Annotated in this window: 19 protein-coding genes; 13 read left to right on the top strand and 6 right to left on the bottom strand. The window is 61.5% G+C overall.

Features of this window, described 5'->3' with window-relative positions; genetic code table 11:
- Nucleotides 1-14: 14 nt before the first annotated feature.
- Nucleotides 15-2294, top strand: a complete 2280-nt coding sequence (gene ptsP, locus CKW32_RS13115) for a phosphoenolpyruvate--protein phosphotransferase (RefSeq protein ID WP_032884201.1) — start codon at nt 15-17, stop codon at nt 2292-2294.
- A 126-nt stretch (nt 2295-2420) separates the two neighbouring features.
- On the opposite strand, the gene CKW32_RS13110 is transcribed toward ptsP, so the two are convergent.
- Nucleotides 2421-3167 carry an NRDE family protein gene (locus CKW32_RS13110; RefSeq protein ID WP_032884199.1) on the bottom strand — a complete coding sequence of 249 codons (747 nt, stop codon included), beginning with the start codon at nt 3165-3167 and terminating at the stop codon, nt 2421-2423.
- A 121-nt stretch (nt 3168-3288) separates the two neighbouring features.
- On the opposite strand from CKW32_RS13110, the gene CKW32_RS13105 reads away from it, so the two are divergent.
- The 3 genes from CKW32_RS13105 (at nt 3289) to CKW32_RS13095 (ending at nt 5838) form a co-directional block, all read left to right on the top strand.
- Complete coding sequence (locus tag CKW32_RS13105; RefSeq protein ID WP_032884198.1) at nt 3289-4071, top strand: sulfite exporter TauE/SafE family protein; 783 nt, start codon at nt 3289-3291, stop codon at nt 4069-4071.
- A gap of 65 nt (nt 4072-4136) precedes the next feature.
- Nucleotides 4137-4949, top strand: a complete 813-nt coding sequence (gene lgt / locus CKW32_RS13100; protein ID WP_095185152.1) for a prolipoprotein diacylglyceryl transferase — start codon at nt 4137-4139, stop codon at nt 4947-4949.
- A 55-nt stretch (nt 4950-5004) separates the two neighbouring features.
- A complete protein-coding gene (locus CKW32_RS13095; RefSeq protein WP_015886389.1) occupies nt 5005-5838 on the top strand; it encodes a thymidylate synthase in 834 nt (277 codons plus the stop codon).
- 117 nt (nt 5839-5955) lie between these two features.
- Here the strand turns inward: CKW32_RS13095 and cadR are convergent, their stop codons facing one another.
- The gene (gene cadR, locus CKW32_RS13090; protein WP_032884195.1) at nt 5956-6396 is read right to left on the bottom strand and encodes a Cd(II)/Pb(II)-responsive transcriptional regulator; all 441 of its coding nucleotides are present in this window, start codon (nt 6394-6396) and stop codon (nt 5956-5958) included.
- A gap of 85 nt (nt 6397-6481) precedes the next feature.
- Here cadR and CKW32_RS13085 point away from each other — a divergent pair, with 85 nt between their 5' ends.
- The 7 genes from CKW32_RS13085 to CKW32_RS13055 all read left to right on the top strand — a co-directional run bounded on the left by CKW32_RS13085 (nt 6482) and on the right by CKW32_RS13055 (nt 15525).
- A complete protein-coding gene (locus CKW32_RS13085; RefSeq protein ID WP_095185151.1) occupies nt 6482-8770 on the top strand; it encodes a heavy metal translocating P-type ATPase in 2289 nt (762 codons plus the stop codon).
- A gap of 16 nt (nt 8771-8786) precedes the next feature.
- Nucleotides 8787-9650, top strand: coding sequence for a LysR family transcriptional regulator (locus CKW32_RS13080; RefSeq protein ID WP_032884193.1), 864 nt, complete (start codon nt 8787-8789; stop codon nt 9648-9650).
- A gap of 237 nt (nt 9651-9887) precedes the next feature.
- Nucleotides 9888-10952, top strand: coding sequence for a putative 2-aminoethylphosphonate ABC transporter ATP-binding protein (locus tag CKW32_RS13075; RefSeq protein ID WP_032884191.1), 1065 nt, complete (start codon nt 9888-9890; stop codon nt 10950-10952).
- A 1-nt stretch (nt 10953) separates the two neighbouring features.
- The gene (locus tag CKW32_RS13070) at nt 10954-12660 is read left to right on the top strand and encodes a putative 2-aminoethylphosphonate ABC transporter permease subunit (protein ID WP_095185150.1); all 1707 of its coding nucleotides are present in this window, start codon (nt 10954-10956) and stop codon (nt 12658-12660) included.
- 19 nt (nt 12661-12679) lie between these two features.
- On the top strand, nt 12680-13702 hold the full coding sequence (locus CKW32_RS13065) for a putative 2-aminoethylphosphonate ABC transporter substrate-binding protein (RefSeq protein ID WP_095185149.1): 1023 nt from the start codon (nt 12680-12682) through the stop codon (nt 13700-13702).
- A gap of 135 nt (nt 13703-13837) precedes the next feature.
- Entirely contained in the window at nt 13838-14971 is a 1134-nt protein-coding gene (locus CKW32_RS13060) for a TIGR03364 family FAD-dependent oxidoreductase (RefSeq protein WP_095185148.1), read from the top strand.
- Entirely contained in the window at nt 14971-15525 is a 555-nt protein-coding gene (locus tag CKW32_RS13055) for a phosphonate degradation HD-domain oxygenase (RefSeq protein WP_095185147.1), read from the top strand. Before CKW32_RS13060 ends, CKW32_RS13055 begins: the two co-directional genes overlap by 1 nt.
- Here CKW32_RS13055 and CKW32_RS13050 read toward each other — a convergent pair.
- Nucleotides 15522-16889, bottom strand: a complete 1368-nt coding sequence (locus tag CKW32_RS13050) for a DUF3482 domain-containing protein (protein WP_032884183.1) — start codon at nt 16887-16889, stop codon at nt 15522-15524. The genes CKW32_RS13055 and CKW32_RS13050 overlap by 4 nt on opposite strands.
- Complete coding sequence (locus CKW32_RS13045) at nt 16882-18261, bottom strand: DUF2868 domain-containing protein (RefSeq protein ID WP_095185146.1); 1380 nt, start codon at nt 18259-18261, stop codon at nt 16882-16884. The genes CKW32_RS13050 and CKW32_RS13045 overlap by 8 nt, the downstream gene beginning before the upstream one ends.
- Before the next feature lie 69 nt (nt 18262-18330).
- Here CKW32_RS13045 and CKW32_RS13040 point away from each other — a divergent pair, with 69 nt between their 5' ends.
- Nucleotides 18331-18843, top strand: coding sequence for a dihydrofolate reductase (locus CKW32_RS13040; protein WP_095185145.1), 513 nt, complete (start codon nt 18331-18333; stop codon nt 18841-18843).
- A gap of 78 nt (nt 18844-18921) precedes the next feature.
- Here CKW32_RS13040 and CKW32_RS13035 read toward each other — a convergent pair whose 3' ends face one another.
- Nucleotides 18922-20313, bottom strand: coding sequence for an L-cystine transporter (locus CKW32_RS13035; protein ID WP_032884179.1), 1392 nt, complete (start codon nt 20311-20313; stop codon nt 18922-18924).
- Nucleotides 20314-20555: 242 nt separating this feature from the next.
- On the opposite strand from CKW32_RS13035, the gene CKW32_RS13030 reads away from it, so the two are divergent.
- Entirely contained in the window at nt 20556-21617 is a 1062-nt protein-coding gene (locus CKW32_RS13030) for a phosphorylcholine phosphatase (RefSeq protein ID WP_095185144.1), read from the top strand.
- Nucleotides 21618-21810: 193 nt separating this feature from the next.
- On the opposite strand, the gene ilvD is transcribed toward CKW32_RS13030, so the two are convergent.
- A complete protein-coding gene (gene ilvD, locus CKW32_RS13025) occupies nt 21811-23652 on the bottom strand; it encodes a dihydroxy-acid dehydratase (protein ID WP_032884175.1) in 1842 nt (613 codons plus the stop codon).
- Nucleotides 23653-23753: the final 101 nt, after the last annotated feature.

The following is a 23753-nucleotide window of genomic DNA, read 5'->3' as shown; positions in this document are numbered from 1 at the left end:
TTCGACCCCGAGCCATGCTCAATACGCTGCGCAAGATCGTCCAGGAAGTTAACTCCGCCAAGGATCTCAAGGCGGCGTTGGGGATTATTGTATTGCGCGTCAAGGAAGCCATGGGCAGCCAGGTCTGCTCGGTTTACCTGCTGGACCCAGAGACCAACCGTTTTGTGCTGATGGCCACGGAGGGCTTGAACAAGCGCTCCATCGGCAAAGTCAGCATGGCGCCCAATGAAGGTCTGGTGGGCCTGGTGGGGACGCGTGAAGAACCCCTCAACCTTGAAAACGCGGCCGATCACCCGCGTTATCGCTACTTTGCCGAAACCGGCGAAGAGCGCTACGCGTCATTCCTCGGCGCACCGATCATTCACCACCGCCGCGTTGTCGGCGTGTTGGTCATCCAGCAAAAAGAACGCCGCCAGTTCGACGAAGGTGAAGAAGCCTTCCTCGTGACCATGAGCGCGCAGCTCGCCGGGGTTATTGCCCACGCCGAGGCCACGGGTTCGATTCGCGGCCTGGGCCGTCAGGGCAAGGGCATCCAGGAAGCCAAGTTCGTCGGCGTACCGGGTTCGCCGGGTGCTGCCGTCGGTACGGCGGTGGTCATGCTGCCACCGGCCGACCTCGATGTGGTGCCGGACAAGACCGTCAACGACATCGACGCCGAAATCAAACTGTTCAAGACCGCCCTGGAAGGCGTGCGCGCCGACATGCGCAACCTGTCGACAAAGCTGGCCACCCAGCTGCGCCCTGAAGAACGTGCGCTGTTCGACGTTTACCAGATGATGCTCGACGACGCGTCCCTCGGGAACGAAGTCAAAACCGTGATCAAGACCGGTCAATGGGCCCAGGGCGCACTGCGCCAAGTGGTCACTGATCACGTCAACCGTTTCGAATTGATGGACGACGCCTACCTGCGCGAGCGTGCCTCGGATGTGCGCGACCTGGGTCGCCGTCTGCTGGCTTACCTGCAGGAAGACCGCACCACCAACCTGGTCTACCCCGACAACACCATCCTGATCAGTGAAGAACTGACCGCCACCATGCTCGGCGAAGTGCCGGAAGGCAAACTGGTGGGCTTGGTCTCGGTTCTCGGTTCGGGTAACTCCCACGTCGCGATCCTGGCCCGCGCCATGGGCATTCCGACGGTGATGGGCCTGGTGGACCTGCCGTACTCCAAGGTCGACGGCATCGACATGATCGTCGATGGCCATCGTGGTGAAGTCTTCACCAACCCCAGCGACGTGCTGCGCAAGCAATACGCCGAAGTGGTGGAAGAAGAGAAACAACTGGCGCTGGGCCTGGATTCATTGCGCGAGTTGCCGTGCGTGACCACTGATGGTCACCGAGTACCGCTGTTGGTGAATACCGGACTGCTTGCCGACGTGGCCCGGGCGCAGCAGCGCGGTGCCGAGGGCGTGGGGCTGTACCGCACCGAAGTGCCGTTCATGATCAACCAGCGTTTCCCGAGTGAGAAGGAGCAGCTGGCGATTTATCGCGAGCAACTGCAAGCCTTCCACCCGTTGCCGGTGACCATGCGCAGCCTGGACATTGGCGGCGACAAGTCACTGTCGTATTTTCCGATCAAGGAAGACAACCCCTTCCTCGGCTGGCGCGGCATTCGCGTCACGCTCGACCACCCGGAAATTTTCCTCGTACAGACTCGCGCCATGCTTAAGGCCAGCGAAGGCCTGAACAACCTGCGCATCCTGTTGCCGATGATCTCCGGCACTCATGAGCTGGAGGAGGCGCTGCATTTGATCCACCGCGCCTGGGGCGAGGTGCGCGACGAAGGCGCTGACGTACCGATGCCGCCGATTGGCGTCATGATCGAAATTCCAGCGGCGGTGTACCAGGCCAAAGAACTGGCGCGGCAGGTGGACTTCCTGTCGGTAGGCTCCAACGACCTGACCCAATACCTGCTGGCCGTGGACCGCAACAACCCACGGGTAGCGGATCTCTACGACTATCTGCACCCGGCGGTGCTGCAAGCGCTGCAACACGTAGTGCGCGACGCCCATGCCGAAGGCAAGCCGGTGAGCATCTGCGGTGAAATGGCTGGTGATCCGGCGGCGGCGGTGCTGTTGATGGCGATGGGCTTTGACAGCCTGTCGATGAACGCCACCAACTTGCCGAAGGTGAAGTGGATGTTGCGCCAAGTCGAGCTGAGTATGGCCAAGGATCTGCTGGCGGAGTTGATGACCATCGACAACCCGCAAGTTATCCACAGCTCGCTGCAATTGGCGCTGAAGAACCTTGGGCTGACACGGATGATCAATCCGGCCTCTGCCAAGACCCTCTAACGCCTGGCGCCGATCAAAAATGTGGGAGGGGGCTTGCTCCCGATGGCGGTGTGTCAGTACCAGATATTCTGACTGACACACTGCCATCGGGAGCAAGCCCCCTCCCACATTGGTTTTGTGGTGTGTCTAGAGCGTGAGTTCGACTTCCCCGAGTCGGCCACCATGGGGCCCAAAGCTACGCTCCACCATCCGCCGCGTGCCATCGGCATTTACAATCAGCGCCGTACTCGCCCGTGTTCCATAACTTGGGCTGGCGATAAATACGCTCGATAACAGGCTTTCAGTCGCCAACCCCACGCCGGTATCCGGCAACTCAGCAAAGGGCGCGATCTGCGGATCGCTCAGAATCTCCAGTAGCGCTTCGGGTTGCGGATTGTTCAGCAACTCACTCAGCGCAGCTTTGGCCTTAAGCAGTTTCGGCCAAGGCGTATCCAGCCCTGCGTTGGATAACCCGTACACGCCCGCTTTCAACTGCGTGGGCTCGGTGTGATTGGCGTTGTAATGCCACAACTCATCCCGCGTGCCCACCAGCAGGTTAAACCCGGCGTATTCAATCGATCGGCCGTTAACGTCGGCCAAGTAGTCGTCAATGGGCAGTGAACCACTGAGGAACCGCGCGACCAGTTCGCCGCGTGACTTTCGTGCCGGCGGTTGGTGGGGATCACGGATATTGGTCAGGGCAGCAAATCGCCCATCGGCATTCACGCCAAGCCAAGTGCCGCCTGCTTCCTGATCGCGACCGGCATAGATTTCGGGCACGTCCGGCCACTGGGCCAGCGGCAGACTGGGGCGGGCATAGAACTCGTCACGGTTGGCCGCGACGATCAGCGGTTGGGCGTGGCCCGGCCGCCAGGCGAAAACAATCAGGCACATCAGGCGATTCCCTTTTGTGTTTTTTGCCACTCTACCCACACCGGCAGCGGTGTTCCATCGTATCCAGTTGGGCCGCATGCCTTCCATCCGTTAACATGCCGGACTTGATTCGGGGGCTCCCATGGAATTTCTGCTGTATTTGCTGCTGGGCGCCTGTGCGGGTGTGCTCGCCGGGCTGTTTGGCGTGGGCGGCGGGATCATTATCGTGCCGGTGCTGGTGTTCAGCTTCACCTTGCAGGGCTTCGACCCGCAGGTGCTGACTCACTTGGCCGTAGGCACATCCTTGGCGACGATCATCTTTACCTCGGTCAATGCCGTGCGTGAGCACCACCGACGTGGCGCGGTGCGTTGGCCGATCTTTGTGTGGATGACCGTGGGCATCCTGATCGGTGCAGGTTTCGGTGCGCTGACCGCCGAGGCGATTTCCGGTCCGCATTTGCAGAAGATCATTGGCGTGTTCGCGCTGATCATCGCCGTGCAACTGGCCCTGGAGGTTAAGCCCAAGGCCAGTCGAACGGTGCCAGGCAAGGTCGGCCTGACCCTGGCCGGTACGGTGATTGGCTGGGCTTCGGCCATTTTCGGCATCGGCGGCGGCTCGCTGACCGTGCCGTTTTTGACCTGGCGCAGCGTGCCGATGCAACAGGCGGTGGCCACCTCGTCCGCCTGTGGCCTGCCGATTGCCCTGGCCAGTGCATTAAGTTTCATGATTCTGGGCTGGCATGACCCGCTGTTGCCCGCTCATAGTCTAGGGTTCGTGTATTTACCGGCGCTGCTGGGCATTGCCCTGACCAGCATGGTGTTTGCCCGCTTTGGCGCACGCCTGGCGCATCGGTTGTCGCCGCGGTTGCTCAAGCGGTTGTTCGCCGGCTTGCTGTTTTGCGTGGGCTTAAACTTTTTGCTGTAACGCAGACTTAATCGCGCCCGGGCATGGTCCGGTCGCCATAACGCATGATTTAACGAGGAGTCGCAATGCTGCCTTACCCGCAGATCGACCCGGTGGCTCTGGCCATCGGTCCGCTGAAAATCCACTGGTACGGGTTGATGTACCTGATCGGCATCGGCGGCGCCTGGCTGCTGGCCTCCCGCCGCCTGAACCGTTTCGACCCGACCTGGACCAAGGAGAAACTCTCCGACATGGTCTTCTGGCTGTCCATGGGGGTCATCGTCGGCGGGCGTCTGGGGTATGTGCTGTTCTACGATCTGTCCGCCTACATCGCCAATCCGACACTGATTTTCGAAGTGTGGAAGGGCGGCATGGCGTTCCACGGCGGGTTTATCGGCGTAATGATTGCTGCCTGGTGGTTCGGCCGCCGCAATGGCAAGTCGTTCTTCCAACTGATGGACTTCGTTGCGCCGCTGGTGCCGATTGGCCTGGGCGCCGGGCGTATCGGTAACTTCATCAACGCCGAGCTCTGGGGCAAGCCGACCGACGTGCCGTGGGCCATGGTGTTCCCGCCCTTCAGCGACCCGGCACAACTGCCGCGCCATCCGTCGCAGCTATACCAGTTCGCACTGGAAGGTGTGGCACTGTTCCTCATTCTGTACATTTTCTCGCGCAAACCACGCCCGACCATGGCCGTTTCCGGCATGTTCGCGCTGTTTTACGGCATCTTCCGTTTCGTCGTCGAGTTCGTACGTGTGCCGGATGCGCAGTTGGGTTACCTGGCGTGGGGCTGGCTGACCATGGGTCAGGTGTTGAGCATCCCGATGATCCTCGTGGGGCTGGGCCTGCTGTGGTGGGCGTACAATCGCCCGCAACCGCTGAAGAACACCGCGCTTTAAATTCGAATGCCGGGGCCTGCGAGCGGGCTCCGGCTTCAACGATACGGGTACTTACATGAAGCAATATCTCGAACTACTGAACGACGTCGTGACCAATGGCCTGACCAAGGGCGATCGCACCGGCACCGGCACCAAGGCCGTGTTCGCCCGTCAGTATCGGCATAACTTGGCCGACGGCTTCCCGCTGCTGACCACCAAGAAGCTTCACTTCAAAAGCATCGCCAATGAGCTGATCTGGATGTTGAGCGGCAACACCAATATCAAGTGGCTTAACGAAAACGGCGTGAAGATTTGGGACGAATGGGCCACCGAAGACGGCGACCTGGGCCCGGTCTACGGCGAGCAGTGGACTGCCTGGCCGACCAAAGACGGCGGCACGATCAACCAGATCGACTACATGGTGCACACGCTCAAGACCAACCCCAACAGCCGTCGCATTCTGTTCCACGGCTGGAACGTCGAATACCTGCCGGACGAAACCAAGAGCCCACAGGAAAACGCGCGCAACGGCAAACAAGCCCTGCCACCGTGCCACCTGCTGTACCAGGCGTTCGTGCATGACGGCCATCTGTCGATGCAGTTGTACATCCGCAGCTCCGACGTATTCCTTGGTCTGCCGTACAACACCGCTGCCCTGGCGTTGCTCACCCATATGTTGGCCCAACAGTGCGACTTGATCCCTCACGAGATCATCGTCACCACTGGCGATACCCATGCCTACAGCAACCATATGGAACAGATCCGGACCCAACTGGCGCGTACACCGAAGAAGCTGCCGGAGTTGGTGATCAAGCGTAAGCCGGCGTCGATCTACGATTACAAGTTCGAAGATTTTGAGATTGTGGGCTATGACGCTGATCCAAGCATCAAGGCCGATGTCGCTATCTAGCGTCTGACGCCGTCCAATGTGGGAGGGGGCTTGCCCCCGATGGCGGTGGGTCAGTCACCCAATACTTAACTGACCCACCGCCATCGGGGGGCAAGCGCCCTCTCACATTTGGCCCGTTTAATGGCCGTGGCTTCTGCCTACATGTGAGGGCTCAGCCTCGCTGGCCTGCATACTCCCGCTGACCTCCAACTGCTGCAAAATCCCACAGTGATCCCCGCCGCCACAGCGTTGGCGCAAGTCCAGCAACTGCACCTGCAACGCCAATAGCCCGTCGATCCGCGCTTTCACATGGTGGATATGCTCGTCGACCAACGCATTCACGCTTTCGCATTGGTCCTGTGGACTGTCGCGCAGGCTGAGCAGGCTGCGGATTTCTTCGAGGGTCATGTCGAGGCTGCGGCAGTTGCGGATAAAGATCAGCCGCTCGGTGTGCGCCTGGGTGTACACGCGGTAGTTGGCGTCGGTGCGCGCCGGCGGCGGCAGCAGGCCTTCTTTCTCGTAATAACGGATGGTTTCCACCTGACAGTCAGTCAGTTTGGCCAATTCGCCGATCTTCATCGCAGCAATCTCCAAATGGGTGCTTGACCCTATAGTGGCTACAGGGTCTTTACTTGGCAACAGGCACCTTTACGGACGCGACCGAATGAGCGACTCCATCCACACCCCGCATAAACACGATCACGATCACGATCACGATCACGATCACGATCACGATCACGATCATGATCATGGCCCTAAGAAACTCACGCCTGTGCATAACCACGGCCACGGTGGTGCCTGCTGTTCCGGCACTCCAGCACCCGAGTTGGTGCAATTGAGCGAAGCGCCCACCGCCGGCTCGCGCCTCAGCACCTTCCGCATCGAAGCCATGGACTGCCCCACCGAGCAAACGCTGATCCAGAACAAACTGGGCAAGTTGGCGGGTGTGCAGCAATTGGAATTTAACCTGATCAACCGCATCCTCGGCGTCACCCACAACTTGCCGAGTACCGCGCCGATCATCGATGCCATCAAGTCCTTGGGCATGCAGGCCGACCCGATCGAGGAAGGTACCCCGGCTGCCGAACCGCCTGCCAAAAAACACTGGTGGCCGTTGGCGTTGTCCGGCGTCGGTGCGTTGGGCGCCGAAGTGCTGCACTTCACGAATGCCGCGCCGACGTGGGTCATCGCCCTCGTGGCGCTGGTGTCGATCCTCAGCGGCGGCCTCACCACCTATAAAAAGGGCTGGATCGCCCTGAAGAACCTCAACCTGAACATCAACGCCTTAATGAGCATCGCCGTGACGGGCGCGATCCTGATCGGCCAGTGGCCGGAAGCCGCCATGGTGATGTTCCTGTTCACCGTCGCCGAGCTGATTGAAGCCAAGTCCCTGGACCGTGCGCGCAATGCCATCAGCGGCTTGATGCAGATGACCCCGGAACAGGCCACGGTGCAGCAGGCTGACGGTAACTGGGTTGAGCAGGAGGTTAAAAGCATCGAACTGGGCGCCATCGTCAGGGTTAAACCCGGCGAGCGCATCGGCCTGGACGGTGAAGTCACCGCAGGTCAATCCACCATCGACCAGGCGCCGATCACCGGGGAAAGCCTGCCGATTGAAAAAACCGTGGGCGATAAAGTCTTCGCCGGCACCATCAACCAAGCCGGCTCCTTGGAATACAAAGTCACGGCAGCGGCCAATAACTCCACACTGGCGCGGATCATCCACGCCGTCGAGCAAGCACAAGGCGCACGGGCTCCGACCCAGCGCTTCGTCGACAGTTTTTCCAAGGTCTACACCCCGGCCGTCTTCCTGTTTGCCTTGGGTGTAGCGATTATTCCGCCGCTGTTCATGGCCGGTGTCTGGTTCGACTGGATCTACCGCGCCCTGGTGCTGCTGGTGGTTGCCTGCCCCTGCGCGTTGGTGATCTCCACTCCGGTGACGATCGTCAGCGGCCTGGCGGCGGCGGCGCGCAAAGGCATCCTGATCAAGGGCGGCGTGTACCTGGAGGGTGGTTACAAGCTCGACTACCTGGCGCTGGACAAGACCGGCACCATCACGCACGGCAAACCGGTGCAGACCGATTACTTGGCGTTGTTCCCAAACGTCGAGGACAGCGCACCGGCCCTCGCCGCCAGTTTGGCTGGGCGTTCTGACCACCCGGTGTCGTTGGCCATTGCGAATGCAGCTGTGGATAAAAACCTGCCGGTGCACGTTGTGGATAACTTCGAAGCCCTGGCCGGTCGTGGTGTGCGCGGCGATATCAACGGTGAGACTTACCACTTGGGCAACCACCGTCTGGTGGAAGACCTCGGCCTGTGCTCGCCTGAGCTGGAAGAAAAGCTGTTCGCGCTGGAGAAGCAAGGAAAGTCCGTGGTGTTGCTGCTCGATAAGTCCGGCCCCCTGGCGCTGTTCGCCGTGGCCGATACCGTCAAGGACAGCAGTCGCGAGGCCATTCAGCAATTGCACGAGTTGGGCATCAAAACCCTGATGCTCACCGGCGACAACACCCACACCGCCCAGGCGATTGCGGCCCAGGTCGGCATCGACCAGGCTCAAGGCGACCTGTTGCCCACCGACAAACTGCAAGCCATCGAAACCCTCTACGGCCAAGGCCACCGGGTGGGCATGGTCGGCGACGGCATCAACGACGCCCCGGCCCTGGCCCGTGCCGAGATCGGTTTTGCAATGGCCGCTGCTGGTACCGACACTGCCATCGAGACTGCCGACGTGGCGCTGATGGACGATGATTTGCGCAAGATACCGGCATTCATTCGTTTGTCGCGGCAAACGTCGAGTATCCTCAAGCAGAACATCGCCCTGGCGCTGGTGATCAAGGCGATCTTCCTTGCGGTCACTTTCCTGGGGATGGCCACCATGTGGATGGCGGTCTTCGCCGACATGGGCGTGAGCCTGCTGGTGGTGTTCAATGGCCTGCGCCTTTTGCGCAAATAAACGATGAGAGGGCGGTGTGCTGAGTGCTGAGCTGAAGGCGTTTTTTATGGTCGCCCGCCTGGGCAGCATTACCCAGGCGGCGAAAAAACTCGGCCTGAGCCAGCCCACAGTCACCACCCAGATCCGAAACCTGGAAAGCCAGTACGGCGTTGAGCTGTTCTACCGCGGTGGTCGCCGCCTCACGGTCAGTGATGACGGCGCCCGGTTGCTGCCGATGGTCAAGGCGTTGTTGCAGCAGGAAGCGGACATCGAGTTTTTCCTGCGCAACAGTGGTCAACTCCAGGGCGCTTTGCGCATTGCCGCGACAGCGCCGTATTACATCCTCGACCTGGTCAAAGCCTTTCGCGAACGCCTGCCCCATGTGGAGGTGTCGGTGGACATCGGCAATTCTCAGCAGGTACTCGAAGCGCTGGACGAGTACCGCGTAGACGTCGCCGCCTCTTCGCAGTTGCTGGAAGACCCGCGTTTGATCCGCCGCGTATTGGGCACTGATCCTCTGGTGTTGGCGGTGCATCGCAATCATCCCCTGGCCAAGCTTGATCATGTGCCATTGACTGCCCTGGCCGGACACACCTTATTGATGCGCGAAGCAGGTTCCACCACCCGACGGCTTACCGAGGAAATGTTGCAGGGTGCTGGGGTGAGCTATGGGCCGTTGCTGGAGATCGGCAGTCGCGAGTCAATCCGGGAGGCGGTGCTGCGTAATATCGGTATCAGCATCATTGCTCGACAGGAAGTGCCCCATGATCCGCAGTTGCGGGTCTTGACCATTGAGAATGCGCCGCAGATTCCGGAGTACCTGTACTGCCTCAAAGAACGAAAAGGTGCTCGCCTGCCGGCGGCGTTTCTAGGGTTGGCGCAGGAAATGTCGCCAATTTAGAGGTTTTGTGGCTGCCTTGAGGGCCAATCGGGGGCAAGCCCCCTCCCACATTTTGATCTGCGAACACATTCCAAGTGTGGGAGGGGGCTTGCCCCCGATTGCGGTAAACCAGACACCCCCCTCCAAATCACCTACACAAATCCACCAATACCACTATCACTCCCTTTTGCCTTTTTGCCACAAGAGGGACGCATTGCCCGCCTAGCATGGCCTTCATCAGTTCGATGAGGTGCCACCATGAACACAGTCCTGACTCAACCCGGCGCGCCAATGAAAGTGCGCGGTATCCAGAAGCGTTTCGGCGCCTTTACCGCGCTGGACCACGTGTCCCTGGACGTCGCCGCCGGCGAGCTGGTGTGTCTGCTGGGTCCGTCTGGCTGCGGCAAGACCACCTTGCTGCGTTGCATCGCCGGCCTGGAGCGCCAGGACAGCGGCGAACTTTACCTGGGTGATCGCGATGTTTCCCTGCTGCCACCTCAGGCGCGGGACTACGGCATTCTGTTCCAGTCCTACGCGCTGTTTCCCAACCTGACCATCGAAGCGAACATCGGCTACGGCCTCACCGGCAGTGGTCGCGATGAAGTGCGCCAGCGTGTCGGGCAGATGCTGGAACTGGTCGGTCTGGTCGGCAGCGAAAAGAAATACCCCGGCCAGCTGTCCGGCGGCCAACAGCAGCGCGTTGCCCTGGCCCGCGCCTTGGCGCCGGCCCCTTCGTTGCTGCTGCTGGACGAACCCATGTCCGCCCTCGACGCCCGCGTGCGTGAGCACCTGTGCACCGAGCTGCGCCAGCTGCAACGGCGCTTGGGCATCACCACGCTGATGGTCACCCACAACCAGGACGAAGCCATGTTGATGGCCGACCGTATTGCCGTAATGAACAACGGTAAGGTCGAGCAATACGCCACGCCCCAAGAAATTTACGACCGCCCGGCCACGCCGTTCGTGGCGGAGTTTGTCGGCCAGGGCAACTGGCTGCCGTTCAGCCGCAACAGTGCCAGCCATGCCCAGGTCGGCGGGATGAACATGCGCCTGGCCGAGGATGCCGGTGTGGCCACGTCCGGCCGCCTGTTCTGCCGACCGGAAGCCATCAGCGTCAACCCGCCAGTGCATGAAGAAAACCTGTTCGCGGCCAAGGTCCGCGAGATCACCTTCCTCGGCAACCGCTGCCGCATGAGCTTTGAACTGGACCAACTGCCTGGCCACCCGCTGCTGGCCGAACTGGCCCCGGAGGCGATGCCGCGCCTGGGCGCCCAAGACATCTGGGTCGCCTTGCCGCCGCGCAGCCTGCAGGTGTTTGCCTGAGATGGCCGCTGTTATGACCCTGCCGCGGCAAGTTTCCCGCGCCCAAACCGGCGACCGTATTTTTGTGCTCGGCGGCAAACTGCTCTGGCTGTGCCTGCTCAGTGTTGCCGTGTTGATGCCGCTGCTGGCGATCTTCTGGCGCGGCTTCAGCAGCGAGGCCGGGCAGGGCGGTGGCCTTGTGGCCGCTCGGGATTTAATCACCAGCGAGAACTTCCACTGGCTGCTGGGCAATAGCCTGAAAGTCTCCCTCAGCGTGGCGGCCATTGTCGTACCGCTGGCCTACCTGTTTGCCTACGCGCTGCAACGCACGTTGATTCCAGGCAAGGCGATCTGGCGAGGCCTGTCGCTGCTGCCGTTGATGGCACCGTCGATGCTGCCGGGCATTGCGCTGGTTTATCTGTTCGGTAATCAGGGCATGCTGCGCGGGCTGCTTTCGGACAACATCTACGGCTTCTGGGGGATTGTGCTCGGGGAAGTGATCTACACCTTCCCGCACGCGTTGATGATCCTGCTGTCGGCGCTGTCCCTGGCGGATGCGCGGCTGTTCGATGCCGCCTCCAGCATGGGCGCCAGCCCGGCACGGGCGTTTCGCAGCATCACCTGGCCGGCCACGCGCCAGGCGGTGTTCGCCGCATTCTGCCTGGTGTTTACCTTGACCATTACCGACTTCGGCGTGCCCGTGGTGGTCGGTGGTGATTACCAAGTGCTGGCTTTGGAAGCCTACAAGGCGGTGGTCGGCCAGCAACAATTCGGTCGCGGCGCGTTGATCGGCATGGTGTTGCTACTGCCGGCGCTGTTCAGTTTTGGCGTGGATGCGTGGTTGCGCCGGCGTCATGGTGACGCCATGAGTGGCCGTGCCCAGGTGTTCCAGCCCACGCCATCGCGGGTAAGGGATGGCTGCTACCTGGCCATCGTCCTACTGATCTGCTCCGTGTTGCTGCTGGTGTTCGGCATGGCGGTGTACTCGTCGCTGGTGAAATTCTGGCCGTACAACCTGTCGCTGTCGCTGAACCACTACCAGTTTGAAGACACGGCGGGCGGCGGCTGGCTGGCCTATCGCAACAGCCTGCGCATGGCCTTGTGCACAGCACTGATTGGCAGTGTGCTGATCTTCACCGGCGCCTATCTGATGGAAAAAACCAAAGGTCAGAAGGGCCTGAACCTGGCGCTGCGCATGCTCAGCTTTGTCCCGATGGCCGTGCCGGGTTTGGTGCTGGGCCTGGGCTACGTGTTCTTCTTCAACCTCAACGGCAACCCATTGCACGTGTTCTACGGGACCATGACCCTGCTGGTGGTGTGCACCATTGCTCACTATTTGACCACTGCGCAGATGACCGCCACCACCGCGTTGCGCCAGCTGGACGCCGAGTTTGAAGCCGCCGCGCTGTCGCTCAAGGCGCCGCTGTACCGTCATTACCTGCGCGTCACCGTGCCGATCTGCCTGCCGGCGCTGCTGGACATCGTGCGCTACCTGTTTGTATCGGCGATGACCACCGTGTCCGCCGCGATCTTTCTCTACAGCCCCGACACCATCCTCGCCGCCGTCGCCGTGTTGAACATGGACGACGCCGGCAATGTGGGCGGCGCGGCGGCCATGTCGACCCTGATCCTGTTCACCTCGGCCGGCGTCTCGCTGCTGCTGGCGTGGGCCTCACGTGGCGCGCTGCGCCGATCCCAAGCCTGGCGCCAGACCGCGCCCGGCCAATAACCCTTAAAGGAGGTATTCCATGTTCAAGCCCCTGGCGCTGGTCGCTGCCGTACTCACTGCATTCAGCCTGAATGCCTTCGCCAAAACCGAACTGACCGTGTACACGGCCCTCGAAGCCGAGCAGTTGAAGACCTACAAAAAGGCCTTCGAGCAAGCCAACCCTGATGTTGAAATCAAGTGGGTACGTGACTCCACCGGCATCATCACGGCCAAGCTGCTGGCCGAGAAAGATCGCCCGCAAGCCGACGTGGTCTGGGGACTGGCGGCCTCCAGTCTGGCGATCCTCGACCAGCAGGGCATGCTCGACAACTACGCGCCGAAGGACCTGGACAAGATCGGCAAAAACTACCGCGACGCTGCCAACCCCCCGGCCTGGGTCGGCATGGACGTGTGGGCCGCGACCATCTGCTTCAACACCGTCGAAGCCGAGAAACAGGGCCTGACCAAGCCGGTGAGCTGGCAAGACCTGACCAAACCTGAGTACAAGGGCAAGATCGTGATGCCCAACCCGGCATCGTCCGGCACCGGTTTCCTGGACGTAAGCGCGTGGCTGCAGACCTTCGGCGAGAAACAAGGCTGGCAGTACATGGACGACCTGCACCAGAACATCGGCCAGTACGTTCACTCCGGTTCCAAGCCTTGCAAGCTGGCGGCTTCGGGAGAATTCCCGATTGGTATTTCGTTTGAATACCCGGCGGTACAGCTCAAGCGTCAGGGCGCGCCGCTGGACATCATCCTGCCCAAAGAAGGCCTGGGTTGGGACATCGAAGCGACTGCCGTGATCAAGGGCAGCGCCCATGCCGACGCGGCGAAGAAACTGGCGGACTTTTCTGCCAGCCCTGCGGCGATGGAGTTGTACAAGGACAACTTTGCCGTGCTCGCCCAGCCGGGAATCGCCAAGCCGCAGACCGAATTGCCGGCGGACTACGAGCAGCGTTTGATCAAGAACGACTTCGGCTGGGCCTCCAAAAACCGCGACAGCATCCTGACTGAATGGCGTAAGCGCTATGACGGCAAGTCGGAGAAGGTAGCGGGTCAGTAAGGTTTTCGTTAGGGCTGATGGCCCTAGCGGGAGCAAGCCCCCTCCCATAGTCGACCGAGTTCCTGCATGAGAATGCGGTCAACTGTGGGAGGGGGCTTGCCCCCGATGGCGGTCTTGAAAACAGGACATCACTAAATGACACACCACAGCGACCTGCTGATCATCGGCGCCGGCATCCTCGGCCTTTCCCACGCTTATGCAGCCGCCAAACGCGGCCTCAAGGTCAAAGTCTTCGAGCGCAGCGCCACGCCGTTGGGCGCCTCGGTGCGCAACTTCGGCCAGGCTCTGGTCACCGGCCAACCACCGGGGCCGATGCTCGACCTGGCGCGGGAAAGCCGTGCGATCTGGGGGCAGTGGGCGCAAGTCGCCGGGCTGCAACTTAAGCGCAACGGCTCGTACTTGTTCGCCCGCACCGAAGCTGAAGAACACCTGCTGGAAGCCTTCTGCGCCGGTCGCGCGCAGGAGTACGGCTATAACGTCGAGTTGCTGCAAGGCGCAGCAATGAAGGATCTGTACGGCGGCCAGTTCCGCCACCACCGCGCCGCGCTGCACGGCAAGGACGATCAACAGCTGTATTCGCGCGAGGCGATTCCGGCGCTGATCAACTACCTGACGCAAGCGCTGAACGTGGAGTTTCATTTCTCCACGCTCGTGCGCGACGTGGAGCCGGGGCAACTGCACAGCACGGCGGGGAGCTTTCGTGGCGAGCAGATCATCGTCTGCTCCGGCCACGATTACCAAACCCTGCTGGCCGAATCGATTGCGCCGCTCAACCCGCAGGTCTGTCGCCTGCAAATGCTGCGCGCTCGGCCGGTGCTCAACCTGAACCTGCAACACGCCTTGCTCACCGGCCTCAGTTGCGTGCATTACGGTGCTTTCGCCGACTTGCCGGAAGCCGCGCCGGTGCAGGCGCAGATCCTTCGCGAAGCACCGTACCTGCATGAGCATGGCATTCACTTGCTGATCAGCCCGACGCCTCACGGCGAACTGATCATCGGCGATTCCCACGAGTACGGCAGCGATGCGTCGCCCTTCAACGCCGAACAGGTCGATGACTGGATGATCGAACTGGCCCAGCAGACCCTGGGCTGCAAGATCCAGGTGGTGGAACGTTGGCAGGGCGTTTATGGCTCGCGTGGACCGGCGCCGTTCTCGTTCTTGCGGGCGGCGCCAGGCGTGAGTGCAGCGTTGATGCACACCGGCGTTGGCATGAGCGTGGGACCAGCGATGGCCGAGCGCAATATCCGCGCGTTGTGTGGGGAGGCGTGATGAACCGGGAACAGGTGATTACCGAAGTCTTCGGTTTGTACGAACTGCACGGCACGGCGGATTACATCGGCGAGCCGGTGTCGCAGATCGAACACATGTCCCAGACCGCGCAGTTGGCCATGGCAGAAGGTTTCGATGATGAAGTGGTATTGGCAGCGTTCTTCCACGACATCGGCCATCTCTGCGGCCAGGGCAACGCGAACATGGGTGGTTATGGCGTGGTCAGCCATGAGCGGTTGGGGGCGGATTACCTGCGTCGGGCAGGGTTCAGCGAACGCATGGCCAGGCTGGTGGAATATCACGTGCAGGCCAAGCGCTACCTGACCTCCAGCCAGCCGGATTACTACGCGCGCCTGAGCGAAGCCAGCCGTCGAACCTTGGCTTATCAGGGCGGCGTGATGACGGCCGATGAGGCACGGGCCTTCGAGCAAGACCCGCTCTGTCACGTCAGCCTGCGCATGCGCCACTGGGACGAACAAGCCAAGGACATGCACGTGCCGCTGCTCGACCTTGAAGTACTCAAGGCCAAGGCTCGCAAGGTGCTGGCAGCTTAGGTCTCGTCGAGGCGTTGGGCGAGGGCCTCGATTTGCTCTTGGCGTTCAGCCTGGCTCAGCTTGGCGTGGGGGTTGAGCGACGACCATTGCGGATGGGCACGGGCCTTGTGCAGCGCCTCCGGCAACTTGCCTTCGCGCCAGGTTTTGTCCTGGGGCGTATCGACCTTGATGCTGTGCATCGCCGCGTGGCCGCGCACGCTCAGGGCCTTGAGCAACTGGCGTTGGCGCAGGGCGAGCAGTCGCAGCACGCTATCATCGACGGTCAACTCGCGTTGGCCCTTGATCTTGCCCAGCAGGCGGCTGCCATAGCTGCGCGCGGTTTGCAGCGCGCCCCCGGCGATGGCTCCGGCCAGGGCAGCGGCGCCCAGCGTCAGCCCGCCAACCAGCAGATCCACGCCGGCACCCGCCGCCGCGCCGGCAGCGATCCCGCCACCCACGCGCACGCCGAGTTGCTTGAGGGTTTCCGGGTTGAACAGGTCGTCGCCCCAGCGGCCATCCAGCAGCGGCAAGTCGCTGGCGGCCGCGTCTTGTGGGCGGAAACCGAACAGCTTGAGCAGGGCCTCCACACATTTTTGTTCGCGCTGGCGCACGGCCTTGCGCAAATCGCCGATGGCTTGCTGCTCATCTTCAGTGACCACGCTGCGCCTGCACGCGGCGCAGTCGATCAATAATTCGGCGATCAACCGCGCGGCGCTTTGCTGGCGGGCTTGGCGTTGGGCTTGCTGATCAAGGACCAAGCGTTCCAACTGCGGTCGTGCGTTTTCCAGCAGCAGGGCCAGACTTTCATACAGACGACGCTCGCCGTCTTCCGGCGGCGCGACGCTGTCGAAACGCACCAGCGCATGCAGGCCGAGGCGGGCCAGGGCTTCGCGCCAGTCCGGTTCGCGGTGGTCGCTGCTGCTGACGAAATTGAGCACCGGCAGCAAGGGTTTGCCGCAACTGGCCAGCACTTGCAGCTCATCGCGGTACTTGGCCAGCACCGGCTCGCGGGCATCAATCACATACAGACCGGCGTCCGAGGCCAGCAGTTGGCGCAGCACTTTGGCTTCCTGCTCGAAACGCTGGCGCGCTTCGCTGCCTTCGAGGAACCGCGCCAGGCGCGCCGGGCCGTCCAAGCGTTCGCCGGGTCGGTCGAGACGTTCCAGGTAGTCAAGCAGGGCGATGGCATCTTCCAGGCCGGGCGTGTCGTACAGCTCCAGCAGGGCTTCGCCGTCCACCGACAGGCGCGCGCCTTCTACATGCCGCGTGGTGCTGGGACGATGGGAGACTTCACCGAAGCCCACATCCCGGGTCAGGGTGCGCAGCAGCGAAGTTTTGCCCACGTTGGTGTGGCCGACCACGGCGAGTTTCAGCGGTTTAGTCATGACCGGTCTCCAGCCAGTTCAACGGCGTGCAGTCGGCGAAGGGCAGCTCCAGCTGATGCAGCGCGGTGTGCCAATCGCCGAGGCGTTCGGCATCCAGCGCTTGGCCGGGCGGCGCTTGCAGCAGCCAGACGCGCGTGGCTGCGGCGCTGCGCGCGAGTTCGGCGATCAGCGCGAGGCTGCCGCGATCCGGCGAACGGCGCGGGTCGCAGGCGATGGCCAGGCGCGCGGGCGGGAAGCGGGTGAGCTGTTCCAACAGCTTGTTGCGCGATTCACGGCTGTCGAGGATGCCGGCGTTTTTCACTTGGGCTGGTAGCTTGGGCGGCCAGGGGTGTTGGTCGTCCAGCTCGATGGCCACCAGCAGGGCGCCGTCGCTTTCAAGCTCGCTGACGCCGCCGGTAACGTGGTGCAGTTGCTCGGGCGCGGCGTCGTTGACGCCGAGGCGTTCACTGCTTGGCATCAGGCGTTCACGCAGTTGGCTATAGCCCGGTAGGTTCAGGTCCAGACGCAAGGCCGCGCGTCCTACTTTCCAACGCCACAGGCACAACAGGGCGAGGATGAGTCGGGGCAGCAGGCCGTAGACCAGCAACACGCCCACCAACCAAGCGGCCCAGGCTTGGCGGGCGCTTTCGATATTGAGGGCGGAGTCGCCGCTGGCGCGGATCATCTCGACGGTCGGTACATTGAAACCAAGCACAGCGGGCAGGGCGCCGAGGGCCTGGATGACGGCGACGAAGGTGTCGGCACCGAGAATGGTGGTTTCCCACACAAAGCCGTAGCGCCTTGTGGCGAGCAGTGTCAGCAGAATGACCAGCGCGCAGAGCAATGCCAGCAGCCACAGTCCGTTGACCAGCACACCGACTGCCCAGCGATTGAGTTTCTGGCGCTGCAACAACAGCAATAACGCCGGGGCCAATTGCGCGGCCTTGGCGTCACGGGCGAGTTTTTCACTGAGCCACAGCCATAAGCGACCAAGGCTGGCGCTGTGCTCTCCAGCAAACAGCAGGCCCAGTGCCCAGCTTATCAACAGGATCAGGTTCAAACCGAGCAGGCTGCCCAGGGCCCAGAACACATTCACCGGGGTCAAGCCGTTGCCCAGTGCCGCGAAGGCCAGCCCGGCGCCGCTGATAACGGCGACTAGCGCCAGCAGCACCAGTGCCAAACGCGCACCTTGCAGCCAGCGGGTGAGGGCGGCAGTCAGCCCATCGCGCTCGGCCAGATGCAAGGCGCGATGCTGGATGCGCGTCGGCAGATCGCCGCCGGCCGTGCGGGCCAGGCGGTTGGCTTCCAAGTCTTCCAGGGCGCCTGCGTGTTCTTCACGCAGGCGCACGGTTTCTGTCAGCCAGAGTTTTTGCAGCGGGTTCAGTGCAGTCACGCGCCGTCCTGTTGAGCAAGTGAGGTTGGAGCATAACTGCTAGGTCTTGGCTCTGGTATTCTCGTCGCCATGAAAAAAACTCTCCCTTTAAGCCTGATCGCAGCCCTCGGTGAAAACCGCGTGATCGGCGTCGATAACAGCATGCCCTGGCATTTGCCGGGGGATTTCAAATATTTCAAGGCCACCACCCTTGGCAAGCCAATCATCATGGGGCGCAAGACCTGGGATTCTCTGGGTCGACCGCTGCCTGGGCGCTTGAACCTGGTGGTCAGCCGTCAGACCGATCTTAAGCTTGAAGGTGCGGAAGTTTTTCCGTCACTCGATGCCGCCGTGGCGCGGGCTGAAGCCTGGGCGCTGGAGCAGGGCGTGGATGAGTTGATGCTGATCGGTGGCGCGCAGCTGTATGCGCAGGGGCTGGAGCAGGCGGATCGGTTATATCTCACGCGCGTGGCGCTGAGTCCGGAAGGGGATGCGTGGTTTCCGGAGTTTGATGCGAACCAGTGGACGTTGGTTTCCAATCTGCCAAACCCAGCCGAAGGTGATAAGCCGGCTTACAACTTCGAAGTCTGGGAAAAAGTCTAAAAGCATCGGGGGCGAGCCCCCTCCCACATTGAGGTGCATTCCAAATGTGGGAGGGGGCTTGCCCCCGATGGCGGTCTATCAGGCCTGCGCTAACTCCGCATGCTCATCTGCATCCAACAACGCCTTGTCCGTCTGCCCCATGATCTGGCTGGTAATTGCCCCTGCCGTCATCGAACCATTCACGTTCAACGCCGTACGGCCCATGTCGATCAGCGGCTCCACGGAAATCAGCAGCGCCACCAGTGAGACCGGCAAGCCCATGGCCGGCAGCACGATCAGCGCGGCAAACGTCGCACCGCCACCCACGCCAGCAACACCGGCCGAACTCAGGGTCACAATCGCCACCAGGGTCGCGATCCATAGCGGGTCCAACGGGTTGATGCCCACGGTCGGCGCCACCATCACCGCCAACATGGCCGGGTAGAGGCCGGCGCAACCGTTCTGGCCGATGGTCGCGCCGAACGAAGCAGCGAAACCGGCGATGGATTGCGGAATGCCGAGGCGGCGAGTCTGCGCCTCAATGCTCAGCGGGATAGCCGCCGCGCTGGAACGGCTGGTGAAGGCAAACGTCAGCACTGGCCAGACCTTGCGGAAGAAGCGCAGCGGGTTGATCCCGGCCAGCGACAGCAGCAGGCCATGCACCACGAACATCAGGCCCAGGGCCAGGTACGACACCAGCACGAAACTGCCGAGCTTGATGATGTCTTGCAGGTTGGAACCGGCGACCACTTTGGTCATCAGCGCCAATACGCCGTACGGGGTCAGTTTCATCACCAGGCGCACCAGACGCATCACCCAGGCTTGCAGGGTGTCGATGGCGTTGAGCACTTTCTGGCCTTTTTCCACGTCATCCTTGAGCAGTTGCAGCGCGGCAACCCCCAGGAAGGCAGCAAAGATCACCACGCTGATGATCGACGTTGGCTTGGCGCGGGCCAAGTCGGCAAACGGGTTTGACGGCACAAACGAGAGCAGCAATTGAGGGATGTTCAGGTCGGCGACCTTACCTGCGTAATCACTCTGGATCACTTGCAGGCGCGCCATTTCCTGGGTGCCGGCCACCAGGCCCTCGGCGGTGAGGCCGAACAGGTTGGTCAAACCGATACCGATCAATGCCGCAATCGCGGTGGTGAACAGCAGCGTGCCGATGGTCAGGAAGCTGATCTTGCCCAAGGACGCCGCGTTATGCAGGCGCGCCACAGCGCTGAGGATCGAGGCAAATACCAGCGGGATCACGATCATTTGCAGCAACTGCACGTAGCCGTTACCGACCAGGTCGAACCAGCCGATGGAGGCCTTGAGCACCGGGTTGCCGGCACCGTAAATGCTGTGCAGCGCCACACCAAACGCCACGCCCAGGACCAGGGCAAACAGAACCTTCTTGGCGAGGCTCCAGTTTGTGCGACGGGTTTGCGCCAGGCCCAATAGCAGGGCCACGAACACGAGTAAGTTGAGAATCAGGGGCAGATTCATTGAAGCTCCGTTGAGAAGGCAGCCAATCGCGTGAGCCTGCGATTGCGAACCGGAAATCCTAACAGCTTGAAATATATTGATTTAATACCAATATGGAATGGTGACTGTCGTTTTTGGAATAAGCCTTTGACGCTCAGGCGTATGCCGTTGGCGGGATCAGGACGCGCGCGGTCGCGCTCAACATGGGAACTGTCACGAGGATTTGTTAGCGTCGATGTCTTTCACTCAGGGAGACAACGTCTATGAAGCTCGCGCCGAAACTACTGGTATCCGCCGCACTTTGCCTGGGACTCGCCAGCCAGGCGTTTGCCGCCACGGAGTTGAAACACTGGCCCGCACCTGCGGCCAAGCAACTGAACGACATGATCGCCGCCAACGCCAACAAGGGTAACTACGCGGTGTTCGACATGGACAACACCAGCTACCGCTACGACCTCGAAGAGTCCCTGCTGCCCTACATGGAAAACAAGGGCCTGATCACCCGCGACAGCCTTGATCCTTCGCTCAAGCTGATGCCGTTCAAAGACACGGCCGACCATAAGGAAAGCCTGTTCAGTTACTACTATCGCCTGTGCGAAGTGGACGACATGGTCTGCTACCCCTGGGTCGCCCAAGTGTTTTCCGGCTTCACCCTCAAGGAACTCAAGGTTCAGGTGGATGAGCTGATGGCGTCCGGCAAGCCCGTGCCGGTCAGCTATTTCGAAGGCGACGTGGTGAAGAAGTCCGAGGTGCAGCCGCCGAAAGTCTTCACCGGCCAGACCGAGCTGTACAACAAGCTGATGGAAAACGGCATCGAGGTGTACGTGATGACGGCCGCTTCCGAGGAACTGGTGCGCATGGTCGCGGCGGATCCGAAGTACGGCTACAACGTCAAACCTGAAAACGTCATCGGCGTGACCACCCTGCTCAAGGACCGCAAGACCGGCGAGTTGACCACCGCCCGCAAGCAGATCACCGCCGGCAAATACGATGAGAAAGCCAACCTCGGCCTGGAGCTGACCCCCTACCTGTGGACCCCGGCGACCTGGATGGCGGGTAAACACGCGGCGATCCTCACCTACATCGACGAATGGAAAAAACCGGTGATCGTCGGCGGCGACACGCCGACCAGCGACGGTTACATGCTGTTCCACGATGTAGACGTCGCCAAGGGCGGCGTGCACCTGTGGATCAACCGCAAAGACAAATACATGACCCAACTCAACGGCATGATGGCCAAGCATGCTGCGGCGCAGGCCAAGGAAGGGTTGCCGGTGACGGCGGATAAGAACTGGGTGATCGTCAAGCCGGATGAGATTCAATAACCACGGCTCTACGCCGGTAAATGTGGGAGGGGGCTTGCTCCCGATAGCAGGGTGCCAGTCGGTGCATGTGTTGACTGACCCATCTATATCGGGAGCAAGCCCCCTCCCACATTGTGATCCTCAGTGTTTTGGAGAATTGCTCCAGGCAAAAAAATGCCCCGCACTTGGCGGGGCATTTTTATTGGGGCGAGGCTTACAGGCCGTCGAGCATCGCCTTGTTACGCACAGCACCCTTATCGGCGCTGGTGGCCAGCAGGGCATAAGCCTTCAGCGCGGTGGTCACTTTACGTGGACGTTTTTCAACCGGCTTCCAACCTTTCTTGTCCTGTTCGACCCGGCGCGCCGCCAGTTCTTCATCGCTGATCAACAGGTTGATCGAACGGTTCGGAATGTCGATCAGCACCTTGTCGCCATCCTGCACCAGGCCAATCGCGCCACCGGCAGCGGCTTCTGGCGAAGCATGGCCGATGGACAGGCCCGAGGTGCCGCCGGAGAAGCGGCCGTCGGTCAGCAGGGCGCAGGCTTTGCCCAGGCCTTTGGATTTCAGGTAGGACGTCGGGTAGAGCATCTCCTGCATACCCGGACCGCCTTTCGGGCCTTCGTAGCGGATGATCACGATGTCGCCTTCTTTCACTTCGTCGGCGAGGATGCCGCGAACCGAGCTGTCCTGGCTTTCGTAGATCTTGGCGCGACCTTCGAAGACGTGGATGGACTCATCCACACCGGCGGTTTTCACCACACAGCCATCGAGGGCGATGTTGCCGTAGAGCACGGCCAGGCCGCCTTCTTGGGAGTAGGCGTGTTCGACACTGCGGATGCAGCCGTTTTCACGATCGTCGTCCAGGGTGTCCCAACGGGTCGACTGGCTGAACGCAGTCTGAGTCGGGATGCCCGCCGGGCCGGCCTTGAAGAAGGTATGCACGGCTTCATCGTCAGTCTGGGTAATGTCCCACTTGGCGATGCCTTCGGCGAGGGACTTGCTGTGCACGGTCGGCAGGTCGGTGTGCAGCAGGCCGCCACGGGCCAGAGAGCCTAAGATCGAGAAGATCCCGCCGGCGCGGTGCACGTCTTCCATGTGGTACTTCTGGATGTTCGGCGCGACTTTGCACAGTTGCGGCACGTGACGGGACAGGCGGTCGATGTCGCGCAGGTCGAAATCGATCTCGGCTTCCTGGGCGGCGGCCAGCAAGTGCAGGATGGTATTGGTGGAACCGCCCATGGCGATGTCCAGGGTCATGGCGTTTTCGAACGCCTTGAAGTTGGCGATGTTGCGCGGCAATACCGAGTCATCGTTCTCGGTGTAGTAACGCTTGCACAGCTCGACGATGGTGCGGCCGGCCTGCAGGAACAGTTGCTCGCGGTCGCTGTGGGTCGCCAGGGTCGAACCGTTGCCCGGCAACGCCAGGCCCAGTGCCTCGACCAAGCAGTTCATCGAGTTGGCGGTAAACATGCCGGAGCACGAACCGCAGGTCGGGCAGGCGCTGCGCTCGTATTCCGCAACCTTCTCGTCAGAAGCGCTGGAATCGGCGGCGATGACCATGGCGTCGACCAAGTCCAGGCCATGGGAGGCGAGCTTGGTCTTGCCGGCTTCCATCGGGCCGCCGGAGACGAAGATCACCGGGATGTTCAGGCGCAGGGAGGCCATCAGCATGCCGGGGGTGATCTTGTCGCAGTTGGAGATGCAGACGATGGCGTCGGCGCAGTGGGCGTTGACCATGTACTCCACGGAGTCGGCGATGATCTCGCGGCTTGGCAGCGAATACAGCATGCCGTCATGGCCCATGGCGATGCCGTCATCCACGGCGATGGTGTTGAATTCTTTTGCTACGCCGCCAGCGCGTTCGATCTCGCGGGCGACCAGTTGGCCCAGGTCCTTGAGGTGGACGTGGCCCGGTACGAACTGGGTAAAAGAGTTGGCAATCGCGATGATCGGCTTCTTGAAGTCGTCATCTTTCATCCCCGTGGCACGCCACAGTGCGCGCGCGCCGGCCATGTTGCGGCCGTGGGTGGATGTTTTCGAGCGGTAATCAGGCATTGGAGCACTCCGGGCGGCTAATCGGTATCAAAGGGGAGTGAGCTTCTAGTGACGTCTGGAACACCCGAAAAATGGCCCTGGTGTCCGGAAGTTGCCGCAAA

This window comes from Pseudomonas sp. Irchel 3H9 (genome assembly GCF_900187495.1).
Taxonomy (GTDB): Bacteria; Pseudomonadota; Gammaproteobacteria; order Pseudomonadales; family Pseudomonadaceae; genus Aquipseudomonas; species Aquipseudomonas sivasensis.
Note: the sequence above shows the minus strand (reverse complement) of the source record. Positions and strands in the feature narration are given on the sequence as shown.

What these genes read in the sequence shown, in the direction of transcription:
- ptsP (WP_032884201.1), top strand. Translation starts at nt 15, where the DNA reads ATGCTCAATACGCTGCGCAAGATCGTCCAGGAAGTTAACTCCGCCAAG.
- CKW32_RS13110 (WP_032884199.1), bottom strand. Translation starts at nt 3,167, where the DNA reads ATGTGCCTGATTGTTTTCGCCTGGCGGCCGGGCCACGCCCAACCGCTG.
- CKW32_RS13105 (WP_032884198.1), top strand. Translation starts at nt 3,289, where the DNA reads ATGGAATTTCTGCTGTATTTGCTGCTGGGCGCCTGTGCGGGTGTGCTC.
- lgt (WP_095185152.1), top strand. Translation starts at nt 4,137, where the DNA reads ATGCTGCCTTACCCGCAGATCGACCCGGTGGCTCTGGCCATCGGTCCG.
- CKW32_RS13095 (WP_015886389.1), top strand. Translation starts at nt 5,005, where the DNA reads ATGAAGCAATATCTCGAACTACTGAACGACGTCGTGACCAATGGCCTG.
- cadR (WP_032884195.1), bottom strand. Translation starts at nt 6,396, where the DNA reads ATGAAGATCGGCGAATTGGCCAAACTGACTGACTGTCAGGTGGAAACC.
- CKW32_RS13085 (WP_095185151.1), top strand. Translation starts at nt 6,482, where the DNA reads ATGAGCGACTCCATCCACACCCCGCATAAACACGATCACGATCACGAT.
- CKW32_RS13075 (WP_032884191.1), top strand. Translation starts at nt 9,888, where the DNA reads ATGAACACAGTCCTGACTCAACCCGGCGCGCCAATGAAAGTGCGCGGT.
- CKW32_RS13070 (WP_095185150.1), top strand. Translation starts at nt 10,954, where the DNA reads ATGGCCGCTGTTATGACCCTGCCGCGGCAAGTTTCCCGCGCCCAAACC.
- CKW32_RS13065 (WP_095185149.1), top strand. Translation starts at nt 12,680, where the DNA reads ATGTTCAAGCCCCTGGCGCTGGTCGCTGCCGTACTCACTGCATTCAGC.
- CKW32_RS13060 (WP_095185148.1), top strand. Translation starts at nt 13,838, where the DNA reads ATGACACACCACAGCGACCTGCTGATCATCGGCGCCGGCATCCTCGGC.
- CKW32_RS13055 (WP_095185147.1), top strand. Translation starts at nt 14,971, where the DNA reads ATGAACCGGGAACAGGTGATTACCGAAGTCTTCGGTTTGTACGAACTG.
- CKW32_RS13050 (WP_032884183.1), bottom strand. Translation starts at nt 16,889, where the DNA reads ATGACTAAACCGCTGAAACTCGCCGTGGTCGGCCACACCAACGTGGGC.
- CKW32_RS13040 (WP_095185145.1), top strand. Translation starts at nt 18,331, where the DNA reads ATGAAAAAAACTCTCCCTTTAAGCCTGATCGCAGCCCTCGGTGAAAAC.
- CKW32_RS13035 (WP_032884179.1), bottom strand. Translation starts at nt 20,313, where the DNA reads ATGAATCTGCCCCTGATTCTCAACTTACTCGTGTTCGTGGCCCTGCTA.
- CKW32_RS13030 (WP_095185144.1), top strand. Translation starts at nt 20,556, where the DNA reads ATGAAGCTCGCGCCGAAACTACTGGTATCCGCCGCACTTTGCCTGGGA.
- ilvD (WP_032884175.1), bottom strand. Translation starts at nt 23,652, where the DNA reads ATGCCTGATTACCGCTCGAAAACATCCACCCACGGCCGCAACATGGCC.